The 21,304-nt window shown below is 71.4% G+C and carries 21 protein-coding genes; 10 read left to right on the top strand and 11 right to left on the bottom strand.

From position 1 onward, the window contains the following. Positions 1-13: 13 nt before the first annotated feature. Positions 14-2,539 (bottom strand): ATP-dependent Clp protease ATP-binding subunit, encoded by a 2,526-nt coding sequence (locus tag ACFWBN_RS04625; RefSeq protein ID WP_385170461.1) that lies wholly within the window; start codon positions 2,537-2,539, stop codon positions 14-16. A 463-nt stretch (positions 2,540-3,002) separates the two neighbouring features. Here ACFWBN_RS04625 and ACFWBN_RS04620 point away from each other — a divergent pair, with 463 nt between their 5' ends. After that, positions 3,003-3,596, top strand: a complete 594-nt coding sequence (locus tag ACFWBN_RS04620; RefSeq protein WP_385170458.1) for an SCO3374 family protein — start codon at positions 3,003-3,005, stop codon at positions 3,594-3,596. Here the strand turns inward: ACFWBN_RS04620 and ACFWBN_RS04615 are convergent. The 7 genes from ACFWBN_RS04615 to ACFWBN_RS04585 form a co-directional block, all read right to left on the bottom strand. After that, positions 3,575-3,910, bottom strand: a complete 336-nt coding sequence (locus ACFWBN_RS04615) for an Lsr2 family protein (protein WP_385170455.1) — start codon at positions 3,908-3,910, stop codon at positions 3,575-3,577. The genes ACFWBN_RS04620 and ACFWBN_RS04615 overlap by 22 nt on opposite strands. Positions 3,911-4,075: 165 nt before the next feature. Next, positions 4,076-4,606 carry an amino-acid N-acetyltransferase gene (locus ACFWBN_RS04610; protein ID WP_385170452.1) on the bottom strand — a complete coding sequence of 177 codons (531 nt, stop codon included), beginning with the start codon at positions 4,604-4,606 and terminating at the stop codon, positions 4,076-4,078. Positions 4,607-4,617: 11 nt separating this feature from the next. Continuing rightward, positions 4,618-5,049, bottom strand: coding sequence for a BlaI/MecI/CopY family transcriptional regulator (locus ACFWBN_RS04605; RefSeq protein WP_385170449.1), 432 nt, complete (start codon positions 5,047-5,049; stop codon positions 4,618-4,620). 109 nt (positions 5,050-5,158) lie between these two features. Continuing rightward, on the bottom strand, positions 5,159-5,326 hold the full coding sequence (locus ACFWBN_RS04600; RefSeq protein WP_385170446.1) for a hypothetical protein: 168 nt from the start codon (positions 5,324-5,326) through the stop codon (positions 5,159-5,161). Positions 5,327-5,340: 14 nt separating this feature from the next. Next, entirely contained in the window at positions 5,341-5,973 is a 633-nt protein-coding gene (locus ACFWBN_RS04595; protein WP_385170443.1) for a hypothetical protein, read from the bottom strand. Positions 5,974-6,044: 71 nt separating this feature from the next. After that, a complete protein-coding gene (locus ACFWBN_RS04590) occupies positions 6,045-6,230 on the bottom strand; it encodes a DUF397 domain-containing protein (RefSeq protein WP_385170440.1) in 186 nt (61 codons plus the stop codon). Between the two features lie 176 nt (positions 6,231-6,406). Next, a complete protein-coding gene (locus ACFWBN_RS04585; protein ID WP_385170437.1) occupies positions 6,407-7,531 on the bottom strand; it encodes a threonine aldolase family protein in 1,125 nt (374 codons plus the stop codon). A gap of 97 nt (positions 7,532-7,628) precedes the next feature. Here ACFWBN_RS04585 and ACFWBN_RS04580 point away from each other — a divergent pair, with 97 nt between their 5' ends. From ACFWBN_RS04580 to ACFWBN_RS04555, 6 genes are all read left to right on the top strand, one after another. Further along, positions 7,629-8,534, top strand: coding sequence for a Rossmann-like and DUF2520 domain-containing protein (locus ACFWBN_RS04580; RefSeq protein ID WP_385170434.1), 906 nt, complete (start codon positions 7,629-7,631; stop codon positions 8,532-8,534). Further along, a complete protein-coding gene (gene panC, locus ACFWBN_RS04575; RefSeq protein ID WP_385170431.1) occupies positions 8,531-9,523 on the top strand; it encodes a pantoate--beta-alanine ligase in 993 nt (330 codons plus the stop codon). Before ACFWBN_RS04580 ends, panC begins: the two co-directional genes overlap by 4 nt. After that, the gene (locus tag ACFWBN_RS04570; RefSeq protein WP_385170429.1) at positions 9,520-11,268 is read left to right on the top strand and encodes an L-aspartate oxidase; all 1,749 of its coding nucleotides are present in this window, start codon (positions 9,520-9,522) and stop codon (positions 11,266-11,268) included. Before panC ends, ACFWBN_RS04570 begins: the two co-directional genes overlap by 4 nt. 2 nt (positions 11,269-11,270) lie before the next feature. Continuing rightward, on the top strand, positions 11,271-12,239 hold the full coding sequence (gene nadC / locus ACFWBN_RS04565; RefSeq protein ID WP_385170540.1) for a carboxylating nicotinate-nucleotide diphosphorylase: 969 nt from the start codon (positions 11,271-11,273) through the stop codon (positions 12,237-12,239). A gap of 3 nt (positions 12,240-12,242) precedes the next feature. Next, positions 12,243-13,052: a type III pantothenate kinase gene (locus tag ACFWBN_RS04560; protein ID WP_385170426.1), complete on the top strand. Its 810-nt coding sequence runs from the start codon at positions 12,243-12,245 to the stop codon at positions 13,050-13,052. 81 nt (positions 13,053-13,133) lie between these two features. Beyond that, positions 13,134-13,871, top strand: a complete 738-nt coding sequence (locus ACFWBN_RS04555; RefSeq protein ID WP_385170423.1) for a GntR family transcriptional regulator — start codon at positions 13,134-13,136, stop codon at positions 13,869-13,871. Here ACFWBN_RS04555 and ACFWBN_RS04550 read toward each other — a convergent pair. Continuing rightward, positions 13,855-14,061 (bottom strand): hypothetical protein, encoded by a 207-nt coding sequence (locus ACFWBN_RS04550; protein ID WP_385170420.1) that lies wholly within the window; start codon positions 14,059-14,061, stop codon positions 13,855-13,857. The two genes, ACFWBN_RS04555 and ACFWBN_RS04550, sit on opposite strands and share 17 nt — an antisense overlap. A gap of 476 nt (positions 14,062-14,537) precedes the next feature. On the opposite strand from ACFWBN_RS04550, the gene ACFWBN_RS04545 reads away from it, so the two are divergent. Both ACFWBN_RS04545 and ACFWBN_RS04540 read left to right on the top strand, forming a co-directional pair. Then, a complete protein-coding gene (locus ACFWBN_RS04545; RefSeq protein ID WP_385170417.1) occupies positions 14,538-15,662 on the top strand; it encodes a DUF5937 family protein in 1,125 nt (374 codons plus the stop codon). A 139-nt stretch (positions 15,663-15,801) separates the two neighbouring features. Beyond that, on the top strand, positions 15,802-17,355 hold the full coding sequence (locus tag ACFWBN_RS04540; protein ID WP_385170413.1) for a M20/M25/M40 family metallo-hydrolase: 1,554 nt from the start codon (positions 15,802-15,804) through the stop codon (positions 17,353-17,355). 185 nt (positions 17,356-17,540) lie between these two features. On the opposite strand, the gene ACFWBN_RS04535 is transcribed toward ACFWBN_RS04540, so the two are convergent. Continuing rightward, the gene (locus tag ACFWBN_RS04535) at positions 17,541-18,527 is read right to left on the bottom strand and encodes an SAM-dependent methyltransferase (protein ID WP_385170410.1); all 987 of its coding nucleotides are present in this window, start codon (positions 18,525-18,527) and stop codon (positions 17,541-17,543) included. A gap of 106 nt (positions 18,528-18,633) precedes the next feature. Between ACFWBN_RS04535 and ACFWBN_RS04530 the strand changes: the two genes are divergently transcribed. After that, entirely contained in the window at positions 18,634-19,836 is a 1,203-nt protein-coding gene (locus ACFWBN_RS04530) for a sensor histidine kinase (protein ID WP_385170407.1), read from the top strand. A gap of 105 nt (positions 19,837-19,941) precedes the next feature. On the opposite strand, the gene ACFWBN_RS04525 is transcribed toward ACFWBN_RS04530, so the two are convergent. Continuing rightward, entirely contained in the window at positions 19,942-21,171 is a 1,230-nt protein-coding gene (locus ACFWBN_RS04525) for an RNA-guided endonuclease InsQ/TnpB family protein (RefSeq protein ID WP_385170404.1), read from the bottom strand. Positions 21,172-21,304: the final 133 nt, after the last annotated feature.

The following is a 21,304-nucleotide window of genomic DNA, read 5'->3' as shown; positions in this document are numbered from 1 at the left end:
GTACCGCTGAGCGCTACGCGCCCTTCGACAGGTCCGGGCCGGAGCCCGTGGCCTCGATCGGGGGGAGGTCCGGCAGAGCCGACTTCTCCTCGCCGCGGAAGGTGAACTTGGCCTCTTCGCCGTCACCCTCCTTGCCGACGACCACGATGTGACCGGGACGCAGCTCGCCGAAGAGGATCTTCTCCGACAGGACGTCCTCGATCTCGCGCTGGATGGTCCGGCGCAGCGGCCGGGCACCCAGGATCGGGTCGTAGCCGCGCTTGGCGAGCAGGAGCTTCGCGTCGCCGCTCAGCTCGATGCCCATGTCGCGGTCCTTCAGGCGCTCGTCGACCTTCGCGATCATCAGGTCGACGATCTGGATGATGTCTTCCTCGGTGAGCTGGTGGAAGACGACCGTGTCGTCGACGCGGTTGAGGAACTCGGGCCGGAAGTGCTGCTTGAGCTCTTCGTTGACCTTCGCCTTCATCCGCTCGTAGCCGGTCTTGGTGTCGCCCACGGCCGCGAAGCCGAGGTTGAAGCCCTTCGAGATGTCCCGGGTACCCAGGTTGGTCGTCATGATGATGACCGTGTTCTTGAAGTCCACGACCCGGCCCTGGGAGTCGGTCAGACGACCGTCCTCCAGGATCTGGAGAAGGGAATTGAAGATATCCGGGTGGGCCTTCTCGACCTCGTCGAAGAGGACGACGGAGAACGGCTTCCGGCGCACCTTCTCGGTGAGCTGGCCGCCCTCTTCGTAGCCCACGTAGCCGGGGGGCGAACCGAAGAGACGGGAAACCGTGTGCTTCTCGCTGAACTCCGACATGTCGAGGGAGATCAGCGCGTCCTCGTCGCCGAAGAGGAATTCGGCGAGCGTCTTGGAGAGCTCGGTCTTACCGACACCGGACGGACCGGCGAAGATGAACGAGCCACCCGGGCGCTTCGGGTCCTTCAGACCCGCACGGGTACGGCGGATCGCCTGGGAGAGCGCCTTGATGGCGTCCTTCTGGCCGATGACCCGACGGTGGAGCTCGTCTTCCATGCGGAGCAGTCGCGAGGACTCCTCCTCGGTGAGCTTGAAGACGGGAATGCCGGTCGCGGTCGCGAGGACTTCGGCGATGAGCTCGCCGTCGACCTCGGCGACGACGTCCATGTCGCCGGCCTTCCATTCCTTCTCGCGCTTGGTCTTCCCCGCGAGCAGCTGCTTCTCCTTGTCGCGGAGAGAGGCCGCCTTCTCGAAGTCCTGGGAGTCGATGGCCGACTCCTTGTCGCGGCGCACGGCCGCGATCTTCTCGTCGAACTCGCGGAGGTCCGGCGGCGCGGTCATCCGGCGGATGCGCATCCGGGAGCCGGCCTCGTCGATCAGGTCGATCGCCTTGTCCGGGAGGAAGCGGTCCGAGATGTACCGGTCCGCCAGCGTCGCCGCCTGGACGAGGGCCTCGTCCGTGATGGAGACGCGGTGGTGGGCCTCGTAGCGGTCGCGCAGGCCCTTGAGGATCTCGATCGTGTGGGGGAGGGAAGGCTCCGCCACCTGGATCGGCTGGAAGCGGCGCTCGAGGGCCGCGTCCTTCTCGAGGTGCTTGCGGTACTCGTCCAGCGTCGTGGCACCGATGGTCTGCAGCTCACCACGGGCCAGCATGGGCTTGAGGATGCTGGCGGCGTCGATCGCGCCCTCGGCGGCACCCGCACCCACGAGGGTGTGGAGCTCGTCGATGAACAGGATGATGTCGCCGCGGGTGCGGATCTCCTTGAGCACCTTCTTCAGGCGCTCCTCGAAGTCACCGCGGTAGCGGGAACCGGCGACCAGGGCACCCAGGTCAAGCGTGTAGAGGTGCTTGTCCTTGAGGGTCTCGGGGACCTCGCCCTTGACGATCGCCTGGGCCAGGCCCTCGACGACGGCGGTCTTGCCGACGCCGGGCTCGCCGATGAGGACCGGGTTGTTCTTCGTACGGCGGGACAGCACCTGCATGACCCGCTCGATCTCCTTCTCGCGCCCGATGACCGGGTCGAGCTTGGATTCGCGGGCAGCCTGGGTGAGGTTGCGGCCGAACTGGTCCAGGACGAGCGAGGTCGAGGGCGTGCCCTCGGCCGGGCCGCCGGCCGTGGCCGACTCCTTGCCCCCGCCGGTGTAGCCGGAGAGCAGCTGGATGACCTGCTGCCGGACTCGGTTGAGATCGGCGCCCAGCTTCACGAGGACCTGGGCGGCGACGCCCTCGCCCTCGCGGATCAGGCCGAGCAGGATGTGCTCGGTGCCGATGTAGTTGTGGCCGAGCTGGAGGGCCTCTCGGAGCGAAAGCTCCAGGACCTTCTTCGCCCGCGGAGTGAAGGGGATGTGGCCGGAAGGGGCCTGCTGCCCCTGTCCGATGATCTCCTCAACCTGCTGGCGAACAGCCTCGAGCGAAATCCCGAGGCTCTCCAGGGCCTTAGCGGCGACACCCTCACCCTCGTGGATCAAGCCCAGGAGGATGTGCTCGGTGCCGATGTAGTTGTGGTTGAGCATCCGGGCTTCTTCCTGAGCCAGGACGACAACCCGCCGCGCGCGGTCGGTGAACCTCTCGAACATCGTTTATCGCTCCTCAGAGCGGTCGGGCAGTTCGGGGTCGGTCCCCGCCCTGTCCTTCCGCATGCTAGTCCCGCGGGGCGGGACAGCTCATTCCAACTGCCGACATCCGTCCACGGCTCACCCCCACGTCGGTGAGGAAAACCGGCCTGAACAGCCGACAACTGCTCCAACCCGATAGTGGGAGACGATGTTCCCGCAGGCCAGGCAGATACCCGTCATGCGTGTACGCCGATGGCGAACGGGACCCGGTCAAATCAGCGTGTCGCCCCGATCCACTAGGAATGTCTTACCCGTAAGGACGGACACTCCATGCCCATGGCACCGGTCGCCTCCGCTAAGGGCGAACACGCTTCCGTCCCGAATGTGGGACTCCACCCCCGCGGATGTTTACGTTCCGCATAGGCGTGGGTGCGGTGTGTCACCTCAGCCGTAACCGCGGACCGTTTCGGGAGTTGCTCCGGACATGGCCGTAACCGCCGTACCCGCCGTGCCCGCAGTCACCGTTCCGCTGCCCCGCGTAGCGGCCGAGGAGGACGCGTACGACTCCTGGTACGAGCGGGTGCTCGGCTGGACCGTCACGGGCGGGCCGCCGGCACAGCTCGTCACGGGGTCCCGTTTCGACGTGCTGGAGCTGCCGTCCGATGCGGGGGCGGCACTGCTGCGCAGGCCGGTCGCCACGGGCCCGGTGGCGCTCATGGGGCGCCGGATGCGGTTCCTGGTGGCCGCGGGGAGCGCAGACGAGCTGGAGGGGCTGCTCGACTGGCTGGAGTGGGGCGGGGTCGCCCTGGATCTCACCGCCCTGGGTGCGGGCGGCCGGATCACCGCCCCGGCTCCCCCGGGGCCGCCCCCGAGCCCTCGGGGAGCCGCCGTGTGGCTGCGGCCCCCCGAGCAGGGGTGTGAGGCCCTACTTCCCGCCCTGCCGGGTCCCGGCCGGGGCGGCGGGCCCGGTCGCGGGCCCGATCTCGTACGCCTGGTGTCCGCGGCGGCGACGGAATGCCACCGCGCGCACCTGCGGCGCCGTACGACCCGGCCCGGTCAGCCCTTGGCCTTCTCGTAGGCCTCGCGGATCTCGGCCGGAACGCGGCCGCGGTCGTTCACGTTGTAGCCGTTCTCCTTCGCCCATGCGCGGATCTCGGCGGTGTCCGGGTTGCCGGTCGAAGCGGCACGGCCCTTGGCGCGGGCTGCGGTCGCGCGTCCACCGGTGCGGCGGCCGCCCTTGGCGTACGGGTCGAGCAGACCGCGGAGCTTTTCAGCGTTGGCGGTGGTGAGGTCGATCTCGTAGGTCTTGCCATCCAGAGCGAACGTCACCGTCTCGTCCGCCTCGCCACCGTCGAGGTCGTCGACAAGAAGGACCTGAACCTTCTGTGCCACCGGGATTTCCTTTCATCGAAAAGCAGTACGCGGAAAGGAAACCGCTTTTGCCTGGAAAACACAAACCCCCGGGGAGAGGTTCGAGACCGCAACAGGGCGGGAAACGTGCGCGATTCGGACATAGGCCACAGGTACGCAGAGCACCGGAAAAGCCAGGGCCATCGATCAGAGGTGCAGAAGCATCCGACTGTTGCCCAAGGTGTTCGGCTTCACTCGTTCGAGACCGAGGAACTCGGCGACACCCTCGTCATAGGAACGCAGGAGCTCCATGTAGACATCGGTCTCCACCGGGGTCTCGCCGATCTCGACGAAGCCGTGCTTCACGAAGAAGTCCACTTCGAAGGTCAGGCAGAAAACCCGGCTCACCCCGACCTCGCGGGCGGTCCGCAACAACTGCTCCAGCACGCGATGGCCGACGCCGGCGCCCTTCAACTCGCGGTCGACGGCGAGAGTGCGCACTTCGGCGAGGTCTTCCCACATCACGTGGAGAGCGCCGCAGCCGACCACCTGGCCGTCGGAGTCCCGTTCCGCGACCCAGAACTCCTGGATGTCCTCGTAAAGGACGACGGGGGCTTTGTCGAGCAGGATCCGCTGCTGCACGTACTGGTCGAGCAGGCGGCGCAGCGCGGGAACATCACCGGTGCGGGCGCGGCGGATCGTCACTGTTTCTGCATGTGCAGCGGAAAACTCTCCCATGCGACCGGACGCTATCGCCCCGGCTCCTGCGGGCGCCCGGCGGAGTCCCCTTCGGGGGCCTGGGTCTCCGCGGGGGACTCGTCGTCGTGCTGGACGATCCGTACGGCATCGCGGAGGGCTTCGCGCTGTTCCGCGGACATCATGCCGAAGAAGGCGACGAGGGCGGCCGCGGGGTTGTCGCTCGTCGACCAGGCTTCGTTCATCAGTGCGGCCGAGTAGGCGGCGCGGGTGGAGACCGCCGTATATCGATAGGCGCGGCCTTCCGCTTCGCGGCGGACCCAGCCCTTCTGATGAAGATTGTCCATAACGGTCATGACCGTGGTGTACGCGATGGACCGTTCCTGCTGGAGGTCTTCCAGTACTTCTCGAACGGTGACCGGGCGGTTCCACTGCCACACCCGCGTCATGACGGCGTCTTCGAGTTCTCCCAAGGGGCGAGGCACATGAGCACGATAGTGCGGGTTGTGAGGAATTGCCCGACTATTCGGCCGACAACGCGCAACAAAAAATCGGGCACACGGCCGGTGCCGTGCGCCCTTCGTACCCGGGTGCCTACTTCTGGTGCTGCTGGGCGGCTTCGGCCCGGGCGATCACGGCGTCGACCGCCGCGTCCTCCTTGGCCTTGTTGGCGCCGCCCTGGCTCTTCACGATCGTCACGACGAGAGCGATGAAGAACGCGGCCATCACGAAGGGGGGCACGAGCGCGGAGACGTAGTCCATGCCCCCCAGCGTAGCTAGCCGACCGCCAGCCCGGCCGCCGGGGGCGGGGTGGGCTTGCGGCGTGGCGGGAACACCTCGCCGGGGGTCGGGATCGGCCGCGGGGGCTGATCGGGGGCCGGGGGCTCCTTGGGCTGCGGCTGCGGCTTCGGGCCGGGCGTCGGACCCGGCCGGCGCTCCTGGCCGCCCTGGCCGCCTTGGGCGCCGCCGGCGAGGGCCAGCAGGCGGGTCCGGGGCGCGGGGGCGGTCGACAGCCGCCGGCGTACGGAGCGCTCCGCGACGGACTGGGCCCGGTCCAGCAGCGCGGCCGCGACCGGATTGGCCCGCAGGGCGCGCAGGGCGGCGAGGTCGTCGGGCACGGGCTCGTACCCGGCCGCCAGGGCGTCCTGGAGCAGTTCGAGGTACCCGGAGAGGCTGCCGGGCAGGGCGGCCCGGTAGCGGGCCAGGTCCTCCAGGACGAAGGCTCTGAGCCGGCCCGCCTCCTGGACCACGTCGTCCACCGACTGCGCGAGGCGCAGGCAGTCCTGGACCTCCGCGGCCGTGAGGGGGACCGAGGAGGGCTGAAGGGCGTGGGCGAGCGAACGCCTGAGCACGAGCAGCTCAGCAGCGCTGAACGCCATGCCGCCGCGGGATCCGTAGGGCGTGGGCATGGGCCGAAGATACGCGCTAATCGGACAAAATCCCCTGAGGGTGATCTGCTTCGGCGCGGCGCGCGGCGGGCTCAGCCGGTCTCTTTGACGGCCTGGAGGAAGGCGGTCCAGGCGGCCTGGGTGGTGGCGAGGACGAGGTGCGCGGGGTCCGCGTGGTCGGCGACGCGGACGAGTGTGCCGGGGGCGGCGGAGACGTAGACGCAGGCGTCTTCCTCACCGCAGAACGAAGACTTCTGCCACGTGGGCTGAGCGGTCATGGTCTCTCCTCCGGGCACGGTCGCCGGTAATTCCCGTCGGGGGACGGTAACTCCGGGGTGGGGGTGGACTACAGGGATTCGAAGAATTTCGGCGTTTCGTACCGGTGCCGCTGCGCTTGGCTCGGCGGGGTGGGTGGGTGCGGCTCAAGGACCTGGGGCGGCCGGTAGGGCGCTGCCTAGAGGCGCGCCGTGAAGGCGGCCACGGCTTCCCGGACCGTGGACGGCGTCCATGACAGGCCCGGCTCCGTGACCGTCACTTCCGTGACCGACAGACCCGGCGGCCCGTCGGGAGACCAGCGGTGGAAGAGGACCGTGCCCGTCTCCTCCGCCAGGCGGAGGCTCGCCCGCCGCAGGCGGTCCGTGTCGTACGGGAGCCACACCTGGAACTGGTGCGTGTGCGGTTCCTCCGGGTGGATGCGGAACCAGGGGATCCCGGATTCCGCCGCGAAGGCCGAGCTCAGCTCGGAGGCCACCAGCCGCGCCTGTGAAACGTAGGACGGGAGCTTCGGGAGCTCCCGTTCCAGGCCGGCCAGGGCCGCCAGGGCCTGCGGGAACTGGCGGAAGACCTGGCCCCCGTACCGGTGCCGCCAGGCGCGCGTCTCCTCCACGAAGTCCGCCGGACCGGCCAGGCAGGCCCCGCTCAGCCCGCCCAGCGACTTGTAGAAGGAGACGTAGACCGAGTCCGCCAGCGCCGCGATCTCCGCCAGCGGGCGGCCGAAGTGGACCGTGGACTCCCACAGCCGGGCCCCGTCGAAGTGGACGACCGCCTCCCGCTCGCGGGCCGCGTCCACCAGTGCCTCCAGTTCCTCCCAGGCCGGGAGGAGGAAGCCCGCCTCGCGCAGGGGCAGCTCCAGCATCAGGGTGCCGAAGGGCTCCGGGAGCGAGGCGATCTCCTCCGGGAGCGGCTGGCGGGCCTCCGTCGTCGGGTGGACCGAGCGCAGGCCGGCGACCACCGACAGCGCGCCGCCCTCCCACTGCTCCGGGTGGCTCCGCGGGTGCAGGGCCACCACCGGGTTCCCGGTCCGGCCCGCCCAGCAGCGCAGCGCGACCTGCTGGGCCATCGTCCCGGTCGGGAAGAACGCCGCGTCCTGCGTCCCCAGCAGCTCCGCGACCCGCCGCTCCAGCTCGGCGACCACCCCGTCGCCGTACGCGTCGGCCGGCTGGTCCAGGTCGTACGGGGCTTCGGCGAGCGGCGCCAGCAGCTCCGCCACCGTCGGCTCGCGCAGGCCGTGGGACAGCTTGCGCCGCGCCCCGCGCCAGGCCGCCACCAGCCGCTTCATGTCCTGCGGGTCGTCCGTCATGCCCGAATCATCGCCGACCGGCCAGAACCCCCAGGAGCTAGCATGGCGGCGTATCGTCCGGTACCCCCCGCGGACTGGAACGGAAGGCCCTCCCCGCGTGAACCCATCTCAGCAGCCACGCCCTGCCCGGCTGACCGTCGGCGTCGTCGGCGCCGGCCGGGTCGGTCCCGCGCTGGCGCGTGCGCTCCAGCAGGCCGGGCACCGGCCCGTCGCCGTGTCCGGCGTGTCCGACGCGTCCGTGCGCCGCGCCGGGCGGATGCTGCCCGACGTGCCCCTCGTCACGCCCGCGCAGGTGCTGGAGCGGGCCGATCTGGTCCTGCTCACCGTCCCCGACGACGCGCTGCCCCGGCTGGTCGAAGGGCTGGCCGAGACCGGCGCGGTACGGCCGGGACAGCTGCTGGTGCACACCTCCGGCCGCTACGGGACGGCCGTGCTCGACCCGGCGCGCCGTGCGGGCGCGCTGCCGCTGGCCCTGCACCCCGCGATGACCTTCACCGGCACCGAGGTCGACGTCCAGCGGCTGGCCGGCTGCTCCTTCGGCGTCACCGCCCCCGAGGAGCTCAGGCTGGCCGCCGAGGCCCTGGTCATCGAGATGGGCGGGGAGCCCGAGTGGATCGCGGAGGAGAACCGCGCGCTCTACCACGCGGCCCTCGCCCTCGGCGCGAACCACCTGGTCACCCTGGTCGCCCAGTCGATGGAGCTGCTGGCCAAGGCCGGGGTCGAGCACCCCGACCGGATGCTCGGCCCGCTGCTCGGCGCGGCCCTGGACAACGCCCTGCGCTCCGGCGACGCGGCCCTGACCGGCCCCGTGGCCCGCGGCGACGCCGGTACGGTCGCCGCGCACGTCTCGGAGCTGCGCAAGCACGCCCCGAGCGCGGTCGCCGGATACCTGGCGATGGCCCGCACGACCGCCGACCGGGCCCTCGCGCACGGTCTGCTCAAGCCCGAGCTCGCCGAGGACCTGCTCGGCGTGCTCGCCGATCCCGAGGGTGGGGCCCAGTGACCGAGCTGCTGCTGCACACCGCCGAGGAGCTGCACAAGCTCCCGCGCACTGGCCGCCGGGCGGTGGTGATGACGATGGGCGCCCTGCACGACGGCCACGCCACCCTCATCCGCAGCGCCCGCGAGCAGGCCGGCCCCGAGGGCCAGGTCGTCGTCACCGTCTTCGTCAACCCCCTCCAGTTCGGGGCGAACGAGGACCTCGACCGCTACCCCCGCACCCTCGACGCCGATCTCGCGATCGCCGAAGGGGCGGGCGCCGACGCCGTGTTCGCCCCCGCCGTCGACGAGGTCTACCCGGGCGGCGACCCGCAGGTGCGGATCAGCGCCGGGCCGATGGGCGAGCGCCTCGAAGGGGCCACCCGTCCCGGCCACTTCGACGGGATGCTGACCGTCGTCGCCAAGCTGCTCCACCTCACCCGCCCCGACCTGGCGCTCTTCGGCCAGAAGGACGCGCAGCAACTCGCCCTGATCCGGCGGATGGTGACGGACCTGAACTTCCCCGTCGAGGTGGTCGGCGTACCGACCGTCCGCGAGGAGGACGGGCTCGCGCTGTCGTCCCGCAACCGCTACCTCTCCACCGTCGAGCGGCGCACCGCCCTGACCCTGTCCCGCGCCCTGTTCGCCGGGCAGGACCGGCTCGCCGCGCAGGCGGCGCTGCGCGCCCGGGCCGAGGCCTCCCCGGCCAGCGACGAGCGGGCCACCGCCCTGGCCCGGCTCGGGGAGATCCGCGCCTCCGCGGACGCGCACGCCGTCTCGGCGGCGAACACCGGGCTGCCGGACGCCGTACGGGCCGCCGCGCGCCACGTCCTGGAGGAGGCGGGCCGCCACGAGCCGCCGCTGACCCTGGACTACCTGGCGCTGGTGGACCCGCAGGACTTCACCGACATCGGCCCCGACTTCACGGGGCACGCCGTACTGGCCGTCGCCGCGAAGGTGGGCACGACCCGGCTGATCGACAACATCCCATTGGAATTCGGAGCGCACTCGTGAGCACCCCAGGCAGAGACCTCCCGTCGGGCGGCGCAGGCACCGGCATACGGCTGCACGCTCCGGCCCCCGGCTGGTCCGTCGACGCCGATGTCGTGGTCGTCGGATCCGGCGTCGCGGGGCTGACCGCCGCGCTGCGCTGCGCGGCCGCGGGCCGCCGTACGGTCGTGGTCACCAAGGCCCGGCTCGACGACGGCTCCACCCGCTGGGCCCAGGGCGGGATCGCCGCGGCCCTCGGCGAGGGCGACACCCCCGAACAGCACCTGGACGACACCCTGGTGGCGGGCGCGGGCCTGTGCGACGAGGCCGCCGTCCGGCTCCTGGTCACCGAGGGCCCCGACGCCGTCCGCCGGCTGATCGCGACCGGCGCCGTCTTCGACACCTCCGCCGAGACCGGCGAGATAGAGCTGACCCGCGAGGGCGGCCACCACCGCCGCCGGATCGCGCACGCGGGCGGCGACGCCACCGGAGCCGAGATCTCCCGGGCCCTGGTCGAAGCCGTGCAGGCCGCGGGGATCCGTACGGTCGAGAACGCGCTCGTACTGGACCTGCTCCAGGACGCGCGGGGCCGTACCGCCGGGGTCACGTTGCACGTCATGGGCGAGGGCCAGCACGACGGGGTCGGCGCCGTCCACGCGCCCGCCGTGATCCTCGCGACCGGCGGCATGGGCCAGGTCTTCTCCGCCACCACCAACCCGTCGGTGTCCACCGGCGACGGCGTGGCGCTCGCGCTGCGGGCCGGCGCCGAGGTCTCCGACCTGGAGTTCGTGCAGTTCCACCCGACGGTGCTCTTCCTCGGCCCGGACGCCGAGGGCCAGCAGCCGCTGGTCTCGGAGGCCGTCCGCGGCGAGGGTGCCCATCTCGTCGACGCCGACGGGGTCCGCTTCATGCTCGGCCAGCACGAGCTCGCCGAGCTGGCCCCGCGCGACATCGTCGCCAAGGGCATCATGCGCCGCATGCAGGAGCAGGGCGCGCAGCACATGTACCTGGACGCCCGGCACTTCGGCGCCGAGATGTGGGAGCACCGCTTCCCGACCATCCTCGCCGCCTGCCGCGCCCACGGCATCGACCCGGTGACCGAGCCCATCCCGGTCGCGCCCGCCGCGCACTACGCGTCCGGCGGCGTACGGACCGACCTGCACGGGCGGACCACCGTTCCCGGCCTGTACGCCTGCGGCGAGGTCGCCTGCACCGGCGTGCACGGCGCGAACCGCCTCGCCTCCAACTCCCTGCTGGAGGGCCTGGTCTTCGCCGAGCGCATCGCCGACGACATCACCGCCCAGGCCCGCTCCGGCAACGGCCCCGGCATACCGGTCCCCGCGACCGGGCCACTGCAGCCCGCCGGGGCGCGCTACGAGATCCAGCGCATCATGACGAACGGCGCGGGCGTGCTGCGCTCCGCCGAGTCGCTGCGCACGGCGGCCGAGGCCCTCGAAGGCCTGTACGCCACCGCCCTGAACGACCTCGAAGCGCACGGCAAGACCGCCGAACCGGGGGTGGACACCTGGGAGGCCACGAACCTGCTGTGCGTGGCCCGGGTGCTCGTCGCCGCCGCCCAGCGGCGCGTGGAGACCCGCGGCTGCCACTGGCGCGAGGACCACCCGGAGCGGGACGATGCCGGCTGGCGGCGCCACCTCGTCGTCCGGCTCTCGGCGACCGAGAAGCGGGCCCTGGTCGTCGTCCCCACCGACTCCGCGGACTTCCCGTCCGTGCACGTACCCCTCAGCACCCAGAGCCTGGAGCAGTGACCGTGAGCACCCCCGAACTCCCCCTGATCGACCAGAACGACGGCGGCTGCGGCGACGACTGCGCCTGCGGCGACGGCGAGGAGACCGGCCTCGACCCGGCGCTGGCCCAGCTGCTGGCGGACGCCGGCCTGGACCCCGTCGAGGTCGAGGACATCGCCCACATGGCGCTCTCCGAGGACCTCGACGGCGGGGTCGACGTGACCACCGTCGCCACGATCCCCGAGGACGCCGAGGCCGTCGCCGACTTCGTCGCCCGCGAGGACGGGGTCGTGTCCGGGCTGCGCATCGCCGAGGCCGTCTTCTCCGTGGTCTGCACGGAGGCCTTCGAGGTGGAGCGCCACGCGGAGGACGGCGACACGGTCAAGGCCGGGGAGGTCCTGCTCTCCGTACGCGCGCACACCCGCGACCTGCTCACGGCGGAGCGCAGCGCCCTGAACATCCTGTGCCGCCTGTCGGGCATCGCGACGGCCACCCGCCGCTGGGCGGACGTGCTGGAGGGCACCGGCGCGAAGGTCCGCGACACCCGCAAGACCACTCCGGGCCTGCGCGCGCTGGAGAAGTACGCGGTGCGCTGCGGCGGCGGCGTCAACCACCGCATGTCGCTGTCGGACGCGGCGCTGGTCAAGGACAACCACGTGGTGGCGGCCGGCGGGGTCGCGCAGGCCTTCAAGGCCGTACGGGACGCCTTCCCGGACGTGCCCGTGGAGGTCGAGGTCGACACCCTGGAGCAGATCGGCGAGGTGCTGGAGGCCGGCGCCGACCTGATCCTGCTGGACAACTTCACGGTCGCGCAGACCGCGGAGGCCGTGGCCCTGGTGGCCGGGCGCGCGGTGCTGGAGTCCTCGGGCCGGCTGACCCTGGACAGCGCCCGGGCGTACGCCGAGACCGGGGTGGACTACCTGGCCGTCGGCGGCCTGACCCACTCCTCCCCGATCCTGGACATCGGCCTCGATCTGCGCGAGGCGGTGTAACCGGTGCTCCTCACCATCGACGTGGGCAACACCCACACGGTCCTGGGCCTGTTCGACGGTGAAGAGATCGTCGAGCACTGGCGGATCTCGACCGACCCGCGGCGCACGGCCGACGAGATGGCCGTGCTCATGCAGGGCCTGATGGGCATGCACCCGATGCTCGGCAACGAGCTGGGCGACGGCATCCACGGCATCGCGATCTGCTCGACGGTGCCGTCGGTGCTGCACGAGCTGCGCGAGGTCACCCGCCGCTATTACGGGGACGTGCCGGCGGTCCTCGTCGAACCCGGCATCAAGACGGGCGTGCCGATCCTCATGGACAACCCGAAGGAGGTCGGCGCGGACCGCATCATCAACGCGGTCGCGGCCGTCGAGCTCTACGGGGGCCCGGCGATCGTGGTCGACTTCGGTACGGCGACCACCTTCGACGCGGTGTCCACGAAGGGCGAGTACGTGGGCGGGGTGATCTCCCCCGGCATCGAGATCTCCATGGAGGCCCTCGGCGTCCGCGGCGCCCAGCTCCGCAAGATCGAGCTGGCCCGGCCGCGCAACGTGATCGGCAAGTCCACGGTCGAGGCGATGCAGTCGGGCGTGGTCTACGGCTTCGCGGGGCAGGTCGACGGGATCGTCACCCGGATGGCCAAGGAGCTGGCGGGCGCGAACGGCGACCCGGACGACGTGCGCGTCATCGCCACGGGCGGCCTGGCGCCGATCGTGCTCGGCGAGTCCTCGGTGATCGACGACCACGAGCCGTGGCTGACGCTGATCGGGCTGCGGCTGGTCTACGAGCGCAACGCGCCGAACTTCGACTGAAGGCGTGTCGGGACCGGAAGGTTCAGCTTCGACCTGATGGCTTAACTTGTCAGTCTCGACGACTGGTACAGGACGGCCCAAATGCCTCGTGATTCAGCGTACTTGAAGGTGGCGGACGCGCTGCGGGCACGGATCCGGGCGGCGGAGTGGCCGGTCGGAGCCCGGCTGCCGTCGAGAGCGCGTTTCGCCGCGGAGTACGCGGTGGGGCAGAGCATCGCGCAGCGCGCGATGGAGCTGCTGATCATCGAGGGCTGGCTGGAGGGCCGCGCGGGATCCGGCACCTACGTGCGCGTGCCGCGGCAGCGGGTGCGGATCCCCCGCTCCCGGCTGCGCCGCCTCAGCGGCCCCGGCGGCCGGAACAACGGCAGCGGCACCTGGGAGGCGCACTCCAAGGCCCGCATCCCGGCGCCCGAGCGCATCGCGGCGCGGCTGGGCATCGGGGTGGGCGATCCGTGCGTGGTGACGACGTACGAGTTCCTGTCGGAAGGGCGCCCGGTGGAGATCTGCGAATCGTGGGAGCCGCTGTCCGTCACGGACGGCACGCCGGTGATCCTGCCGGAGCGGGGCCCGCTCAAGGGGGCGGGCGTGGTGGAGCGGATGCGGTCGATCGGGGTGACGGTCGTGTCGGCGACGGAGGTCCCGCGGCCGGGGCGCGCGGACCAGCCGCAGGCCAATCTGCTCGGCATCAGTGTCGGGGACCTGATCACCGAGATCGAGCGGACGCACTACGCGGCGGACGGGCGGGCGGTGGAGACCGCCGACATCGTGGTGGCCGACCGGCGGGCGGAGGTCGCCTACGAGATCACCTTCGGGCGGTGACCCACACCCGGCGCAGGGCGGCCCACCAGGGGTGCCGGGCCGGGCGGCCGTCCAGAACGGCCCGGAACTGCTCGTAGGACCGGGCCGCGCGCAGCACGGCGAGATCGTCCCGCCCCGGCGGCGGGGGCATGGGGGCGCCGTGCTGTGAGGCGCGGTAGGTGTCGATGAGGTACTGCTCGATGGCGGTCATAGCTCCACCCTGAACCCGCCGCGGCGGACCTGCCCGTCGATTGACGGCCGCCGTCAATCGTCCGCCCGGCGCCTCGACCGTCGGCGGCGGCCGAGGCCCCTGGGGCTCCGCCCCAGACCCTCCCCCAGACTCCGTCCGGGGGGACCCCCACGCCTCAAACGCCGGCGGGGCTGATTTCGGCCCGCCCGAGTGCCCGTGTGCGGCTACAGGATTCGGGGCTCCGCCCCGCACCCCGCGCCTCAAACGCCGGCGGGGCTGGAATTGCCCGCCTCAGCACACAGGTGCGGCTACAAATCGGGCTCCGCCCCTCGGCAGACGGACGGCATCAGCCAACATCCAGCCCCGCCGGCGATTGAGGCGCGGGGGCTCGGGGGCAGCGCCCCCGCAGCGGCGCCGCGCCCGGTCGATCGGCCATCCGCGCCGGTCACGCGCACCCCTGCGGCCCCGGCCGTGTCCGTGAGGGACAGAATGGGCCGATGAGCGTCACCATCGACATCACCGGGCTCCCCGCGGAGCGGATCACCTTCGCGCCCTCCCCGCTCGCAGAGCTCTGCATGGCGCTGCACGCGCTCTCCCAGCCCGCCCACCACCCCCGCCTCACCTCCTGGACCACCGCCACCGCCGCCGCCCTCGACCCCTGCCTCGCGGACCGGCTGCTGGAGGCCGACTTCATGTGGCGGAGCTCGTTCTCCGACATCTTCATGGCCTTCGCCGCCTCCCCCGGAGGGACCGGCCGCCCCGCCGGGACCCTGGCCGAGGAGCTCGACGTACTCGACCGGATGGACGACGAGCAGTTCGTGCTGGCCGCCCTGGAGCACTGCTGGCTGGCGCTGTACAACGAGGGCGGCTGGCCCTCACCCCTCACCGACCCGGCGGCCCGGACCAGGGCCCTGGAGACGGCCGCCGCCCGCGGCCCCCGCCAGCTGGACTTCTCCGCCCGGCTGCTGGACGACCCCGCCGCCGTCCGGGTGTGGATGCGCCGGCTCCTGGAGGACTGCGACGAGGCCTTCTTCGCCGAGACCTGGAAGCGCATAGAGCCCGGGCAGACCGCCGACGCCCGCCACAAGACCGAGGTGCTCCGCCGCAAGGGGCTGCCGGCCGCGCTGAAGGAGGTCTCCTCCGCGCTCAGCGTCGACGAGGGCCTCACCACCATCACCGCCGACAAGATGGTCAACGGTTCGACCACCGCCACCGACCCCCGCATAGGCACCGGCCTGGTCTTCGTACCGACCAACTTCGGCTGGCCCCACCTGCTCGTACTGCACGCCCCCGGCTGGCGGCCGGTGGTCCACTATCCGCTCGGCACCCCCGAACCGGCCCCCGAGCCCCGCTCGGTGGAGCTGCTCCAGCGTCGGATGGAGGCGCTGGCCCACCCGATGCGGATGAGGCTGTGCCGGAGCCTGGCCCGGGCCCCGTACACGACGAGCGAGCTCGCGGCCGTGTACGGGATCACCGCGCCGGAGGTGTCACGCCATCTGGCCGTCCTGAAAAAGGCCGGTCTGATGCATACGCGACGCGAAGGGCGTTATGTCCAGCACCAGTTGGACCTGACGGCGGTCGCCCGCATCGGCTCGGACTTCATCGAGGGCCTCCTCCGCTAGGCGGTAACGGCAGCGCCAAGTCGCCGATATGCGGAATTCACAAACCGGAATCAGCTAAAACTCTGGCCAGAGTGGCTCCTTGCTGCTTAACGTGCGTCCACCGCTCCTCCCTGCTCACATTGCCGTGGAAGGACCCTGCATGCCCTCACGCCGTATAGCCGCTGCCACCGCCGCCCTGGCGGCCGCGGCCCTCGTATCTCCGTTGCTGCTCGCCGGGCCGGCCGGTGCCACCGGGAGCCCGCAGAGCGACGCCGCCCGAGGTGACGCACTGGCCAGGAAGCTGGTCAAGGACGCGACCGGCAAGGGTGCGTACAACCACCTGAAGGTCCTTCAGTCCATCGCGGACTACAACAAGGGCACGCGCGTGGCCGGTTCGAAGGGCCACGTCCAGTCCGCCCAGTACATCGAAGCCGTGATGCGGGCGTCCGGCTACAAGGTGACGAAGAACGAGTTCGACTTCGTGTACGTCGAGACCATCTCCGAGAAGCTCACGGTGAACGGCTCGGCCGGGCGCGACGTCCCGATCCACCTGATGACGTACACCGCCAGCACCCCGGCGGAGGGCGTGACGGCCCAGGTCGCCGTCGCCCCGGTCGACGCGGACGGGACGAACGGCTGCGAGCCGGGCGACTTCGCCGCCGGCGCCTTCACCGGCAAGATCGCCCTGGTCAAGCGCGGCGGCTGCACCTTCGCCGCCAAGCAGGCCAACGCGGCGGCCGCCGGAGCCGTCGGCGCGATCATCTACAACAACACCGCGGGCGCCCTCAACGGCACCCTGGGCGACGCGAACGCGGGCAAGGTCCCGACCGGCGGCATCACCCAGGCGGACGGCGAGAAGCTCGCCGCGGAGGCCGCGGCCGGCCCGGTCGAGGTCACCCTGGACATCCGCCAGCTGCGCGAGAACCGCAAGACGTACAACCTCGTCGCGGAGACCCGCGGCGGCGACGAGAACAACACCGTCTTCCTCGGCGCGCACCTCGACTCGGTGGCGGCGGGCCCGGGCATCAACGACAACGGCTCCGGCTCGGCCGGCATCCTCCAGGTCGCGCAGCGGCTCGCGAGCAGCCAGACGAAGATCAAGAACAAGGTCAAGTTCGCCTGGTGGTCGGCGGAGGAGTACGGCCTCCTGGGCTCCGAGGCGTACGTCGCCGGGCTGAGCGACGCGCAGAAGAAGCAGATCAAGCTCTACCTGAACTTCGACATGATCGCCTCGCCGAACGCCGCGTACTTCGTCTACGACGGCGACGACTCGGACGGCGTCGGCGCGGGCCCCGGCCCCGCGGGCTCCGCCCAGCTGGAGAAGGGGATCAACGACTTCCTCGACTCCAAGAAGATCCCGCACGCGGGCACGGACTTCTCCGGCCGCTCGGACTACGGCCCGTTCATCGAGGTCGGCATCCCGTCCGGCGGCACGTTCACCGGCGCCGAGGGCATCAAGACGCCGGAGGAGGCCGCGAAGTTCGGCGGCCAGGCGGGCGTCGCCTACGACGTGAACTACCACGCCAAGGGTGACGACATCACCAACATCGACCAGAAGGCGCTCGACATCAACGTCGACGTCATCGCGGACGCGGTCGGCCACTACGCCTACGACCTGGCCCCGCTGTCGAAGCCGGTCGTCTCGCAGCCGACGCCTGGCGGCGGCAGCGGGGGTGGCCTCCACGAGGGCCACGACCACGAGGTGACGCAGTAACGAAGCCCATTCCGCCGGGCGGGGCCGCTCACCGACCCCGCCCGGCACATCCAGCCCCTCCGGCGTTTGAGGAGCGGGGCGCGGGGCGGAGCCCCGGATCTTTCAGCCCCGCCGGCGTTTGAGGTGGGGGTCCCCCCGGACGGAGTCTGGGGGAGGGTCTGGGGCGGAGCCCCAGCAGCGGCGCGTCAGCCGAGCGTCGCGCCGGGCCACGCCGCCGGGAGGCGAACCGGCTGGCAGAGCCACCCGAAGTCCCCCAGCCCGCCCTGGGCGGTCAGTTCCGCCGCCTCCCCCGCACCGGCAAGGGCCCGGACATACGCCGCCGGGTCCGTCGAGGCCAGGGCCAGCGGCGGCCGGGCGCCCGAGACGCCGAGGGCGGTCAGCGCCTCGCGCTGGGTCAGCAGCACCGCGCCCGGCCCCGCGCAGGAGTCCAGTGCCACGTGCGCGGTGACATCGCAGCTGCCGTCCGGGACCGGCGGCACCTCCCGCCCCCCGCGAAAGCCCGTCAGGGTCCCGTACGGGGGCCGCGCCTCCCGGGTGTGCGCGTAGTCCACCGCCACCGCCAGGCCCCGCTCCAGGCTCGCCACCGCCGCCGCCCACGCCTCGTCGCGCGCCCGGCCGATCTCCGCGCGGCCGCCGCCCGGCCACCACCGCTCCAGCCATGCCCGGTCCGGCCCGTCCACCGGGCCGCCGAGGGTCTCCGTACCGTCCGGCGCGACCAGCACGTAGCGCCCGTCCTCCGCGACGTCCAGCGGCACGTTGTCCAGCCACTCGTTGGCGAAGAGCAGCCCCGTCGTCCGTTCGGGTGGGGCGGCGACCCAGCGGATCCGCGGATCGATCCCCTCCGGCCGCTCCGCCCGCTCCACGGCATACGGACGCACCCGCGCGGCCACCTCCGCAGGCAGCGCCCCGAGGACCCCGGCCAGCAGCTCCCCCCGCCCGGCCCCGACATCGACCAGGTCCAGCCCCTCCGGGTGCCCCAGCTCCGCGTCCACCCACAGCAGGAGCCGGGCCACGGCCCCCGCGTACAGCCCCGAGGCGTGTACCGAGGTGCGGAAATGCCCGGCCGGCCCCGGCCCGCCCGGCCGCACGTAGAAGCCGCCGGGCCCGTACAGTGCGGCCTCCATCGCCCCGCGCCACCGGGCCGGAGTCACGCATTCACCCTGAGTGCTCATCAGACAAAGGTTATGCTCGGCTCCACCTTGGGGAGTACACCCCGCGTGCGAGGTTCGCACCTGTGGTTGACTCCAGCACCTTTCTCCTTTCCCTACGCTGGGTTACGTGCAGCGCCTCTACGACTTCCTCCGCAGACACCCGACGGGCGTCGACAGCTTCTGGGCTGTCCTCCTCTTCGGGGTCTCGATGCTGAACGTCGTGGGCGAGCCCGACCTCGACACGCCCCTGAAGCTCGCCGCCGTCCCCGTGGTGGTCGCGCTGAGCACGGCCGTGGCCCTGCGCCGCAAGTGGACGCAGGCGATGTTCTGGCTCACCCTCGGGGCGGGCGTCTTCCAGCTGGGCGCGGGGATCATCGCGGGGGTCTGGGACCTCGCCATGTTCGTGATCCTCTTCACGGTCGCCGCGAGCGACGTCCCGCGCTGGGTCTCCCGCACCGCGCTGGGCTGGGGGCTGGCCGCCGCACCGCTCTACTTCCTGCGCTTCGGCGTGGACAAGGGCAGCAGCACCATCGACAACGTCCTCTTCGCCCTCTTCATGATCATCCCCTTCGTGCTCGCCTGGGTGCTGGGCGACTCCCTGCGCACCCGCCGCGCCTACTACGCCCAGCTCATCGAGCGGAACCAGCGGCTGGAGAACCAGCGCGAGGCCCAGGCGAAGGTGGCGGTCGCCGCCGAGCGCGCCCGGATCGCCCGCGAGCTGCACGACGTCGTCGCGCACAACGTCTCGGTGATGGTGGTCCAGGCGGACGGGGCGGCGTACGTCATGGACGCGGCGCCCGAGCAGGCCAAGGAAGCCCTCCAGACCATCTCCGGCACCGGCCGCCAGGCACTCGCCGAGATGCGCCGGCTGCTGGGCGTGCTGCGCACCGGCGAGCCCCAGGAGTCCGAGGACTACGTACCGCAGCCGGACGTCGAGCAGATCGAGGTCCTGGTCGAGCAGGTGCGGGCGGCCGGACTCTCGGTGGACTTCGAGGTCGAGGGCGCGCCGCGGCGGCTGCCCAGCGGCGTCGAGCTGACGGCGTACCGGATCGTGCAGGAGGCACTGACGAACACGCGCAAGCACGGCGGCCCCGATGCGAAGGCGAGCGTGCGGCTGGTCTACTTCGACGACGGCCTCGGCCTGCTCGTCGAGGACGACGGGCGGGGCGCGGCGCACGAACTGTACGAGGACGGCGGCGCCGACGGCGCCGGGCACGGGCTGATCGGCATGCGCGAGCGGATCGGCATGGTCGGCGGAACGCTCGACACCGGGCCGCGGCCGGGCGGCGGCTTCCGGATCAGCGCGCTGCTTCCGTTGAAGAAGAGCTGACGAATACGAAGACGAGGTCGAGGTAACGGATGTCCATCCGATTGACTGCTCCCCTCCCCGAAGAAGTGGGATTCCCTCCTTCAGGGCTGCTCGGGGATTCCTAGCTCACGCAGCCTCCCGAGGCAGCGCCTCGGGAGGTCTTCCACGATCAGCACTAGCCGGGTCCAGACCAGCCCGGATGAGCATCACGCGGGCGGAGTTCTTGTCTCGTGGAGACACGGCTCCGCACGCGGTGCAGGTGTAGGTGCGTTCACCCAGCGGCAGTGCGTGCTTGGCTCTCGCTCCGCACTGCGCGCAGTCCATCGTGGTGTGCGCGGGATGTACCAGGTGCACGATACGCCCGTGCTTGCGACCCATCTCGATCAAGGCTGTTTTGGTGGCGCCGATGGCGGCGTCAGCTGCCTTCCTGGCCATGGTGGTCTTCGCCAGGAACTTCGACCGGAAGTCCTCCACCGCGATCACGTCATGGTCGCGGATCACGGACTTCGCCCACTTACGGGCCCTGTCCTGACGCTGCCGGGCGGTCTTCTTGTGCAGCTTTGCGGCCTGCTTCTTCGCTGCCTTGTAGCGCTTCGAGCCGCCGTGACCCTTCCTAGGCTTCCGGCGGGCCATCATCCGCTGATAGCGAGCGCGCTTCGTAGCGGCCTTCTTTCCGTACTGAGCATGAGGGAGATCATGGTTGTCGCTGGTGGTCGTCGCGGTCTCCTTCACGCCCCAGTCCACACCGATCGCACGCCCGGTCCCGGGCAGCGACTCAACCCGTACAGGGACAACAAAGCTCGCGTACCAATGCCCCAGCGAGTCCTGATAGACACGCACACTGGACGGATCGTCAGGCAGCCCCCGCGACCACACCACCGACAGGACGATCCCGCCCGCCAGGTGGAGGCGTCCGTCCTTCATCCGGAACCCGCGCCGGGTGTAGTTGAGGGTGGGCCGCGCCTCGCGCTTCTTCTTCCACTTCGGCATCCCAGCCCTGCGCGCCATGGGCAGCCGTTCTCGGATGTCCTTCTGTGCCTTGGCCTTGGACTTGCCGAAGTCCCGTACCACCTGCTGCTGCGGGACCGAGCTGCCCTCACGCAGCCACCGCGTACGGGCGCGTGCCTCGGTCAGCATCCTGTCGAGCTGTGCGGGACCACAGGTGCGCCTGTCAGCACCCTGCGGACTCGTCCTGTTCCAGGCGTGGACCTGCTTGGACTTCGCCACGCACTCGTTCCAGAGCCAGCGGCACCGGTCCCACTCGCCCATCAGCGCGGCAAGCGCGGTGGACGACACGCGAAGCCTGAAGGTGTACCGGGCGCGCCCGGCATCCTCGGCTATCCGTGGTGTCGTCATGACGCGACCGTAACGCCGCCTTCTTCGCTTCTCTGCTCGGATTCCGGACGGTCCCACGAACGAGTGACCGATCCCGCGCGTATCGACCGGCTGCCCCTCAGCGGTGCCAAGCTGGGCCGAGGGACCCGGTGTA

The sequence above is a fragment of the Streptomyces sp. NPDC059989 genome, assembly GCF_042736975.1.
GTDB lineage: Bacteria > Actinomycetota > Actinomycetes > Streptomycetales > Streptomycetaceae > Streptomyces.
Note: the sequence above shows the minus strand (reverse complement) of the source record. Positions and strands in the feature narration are given on the sequence as shown.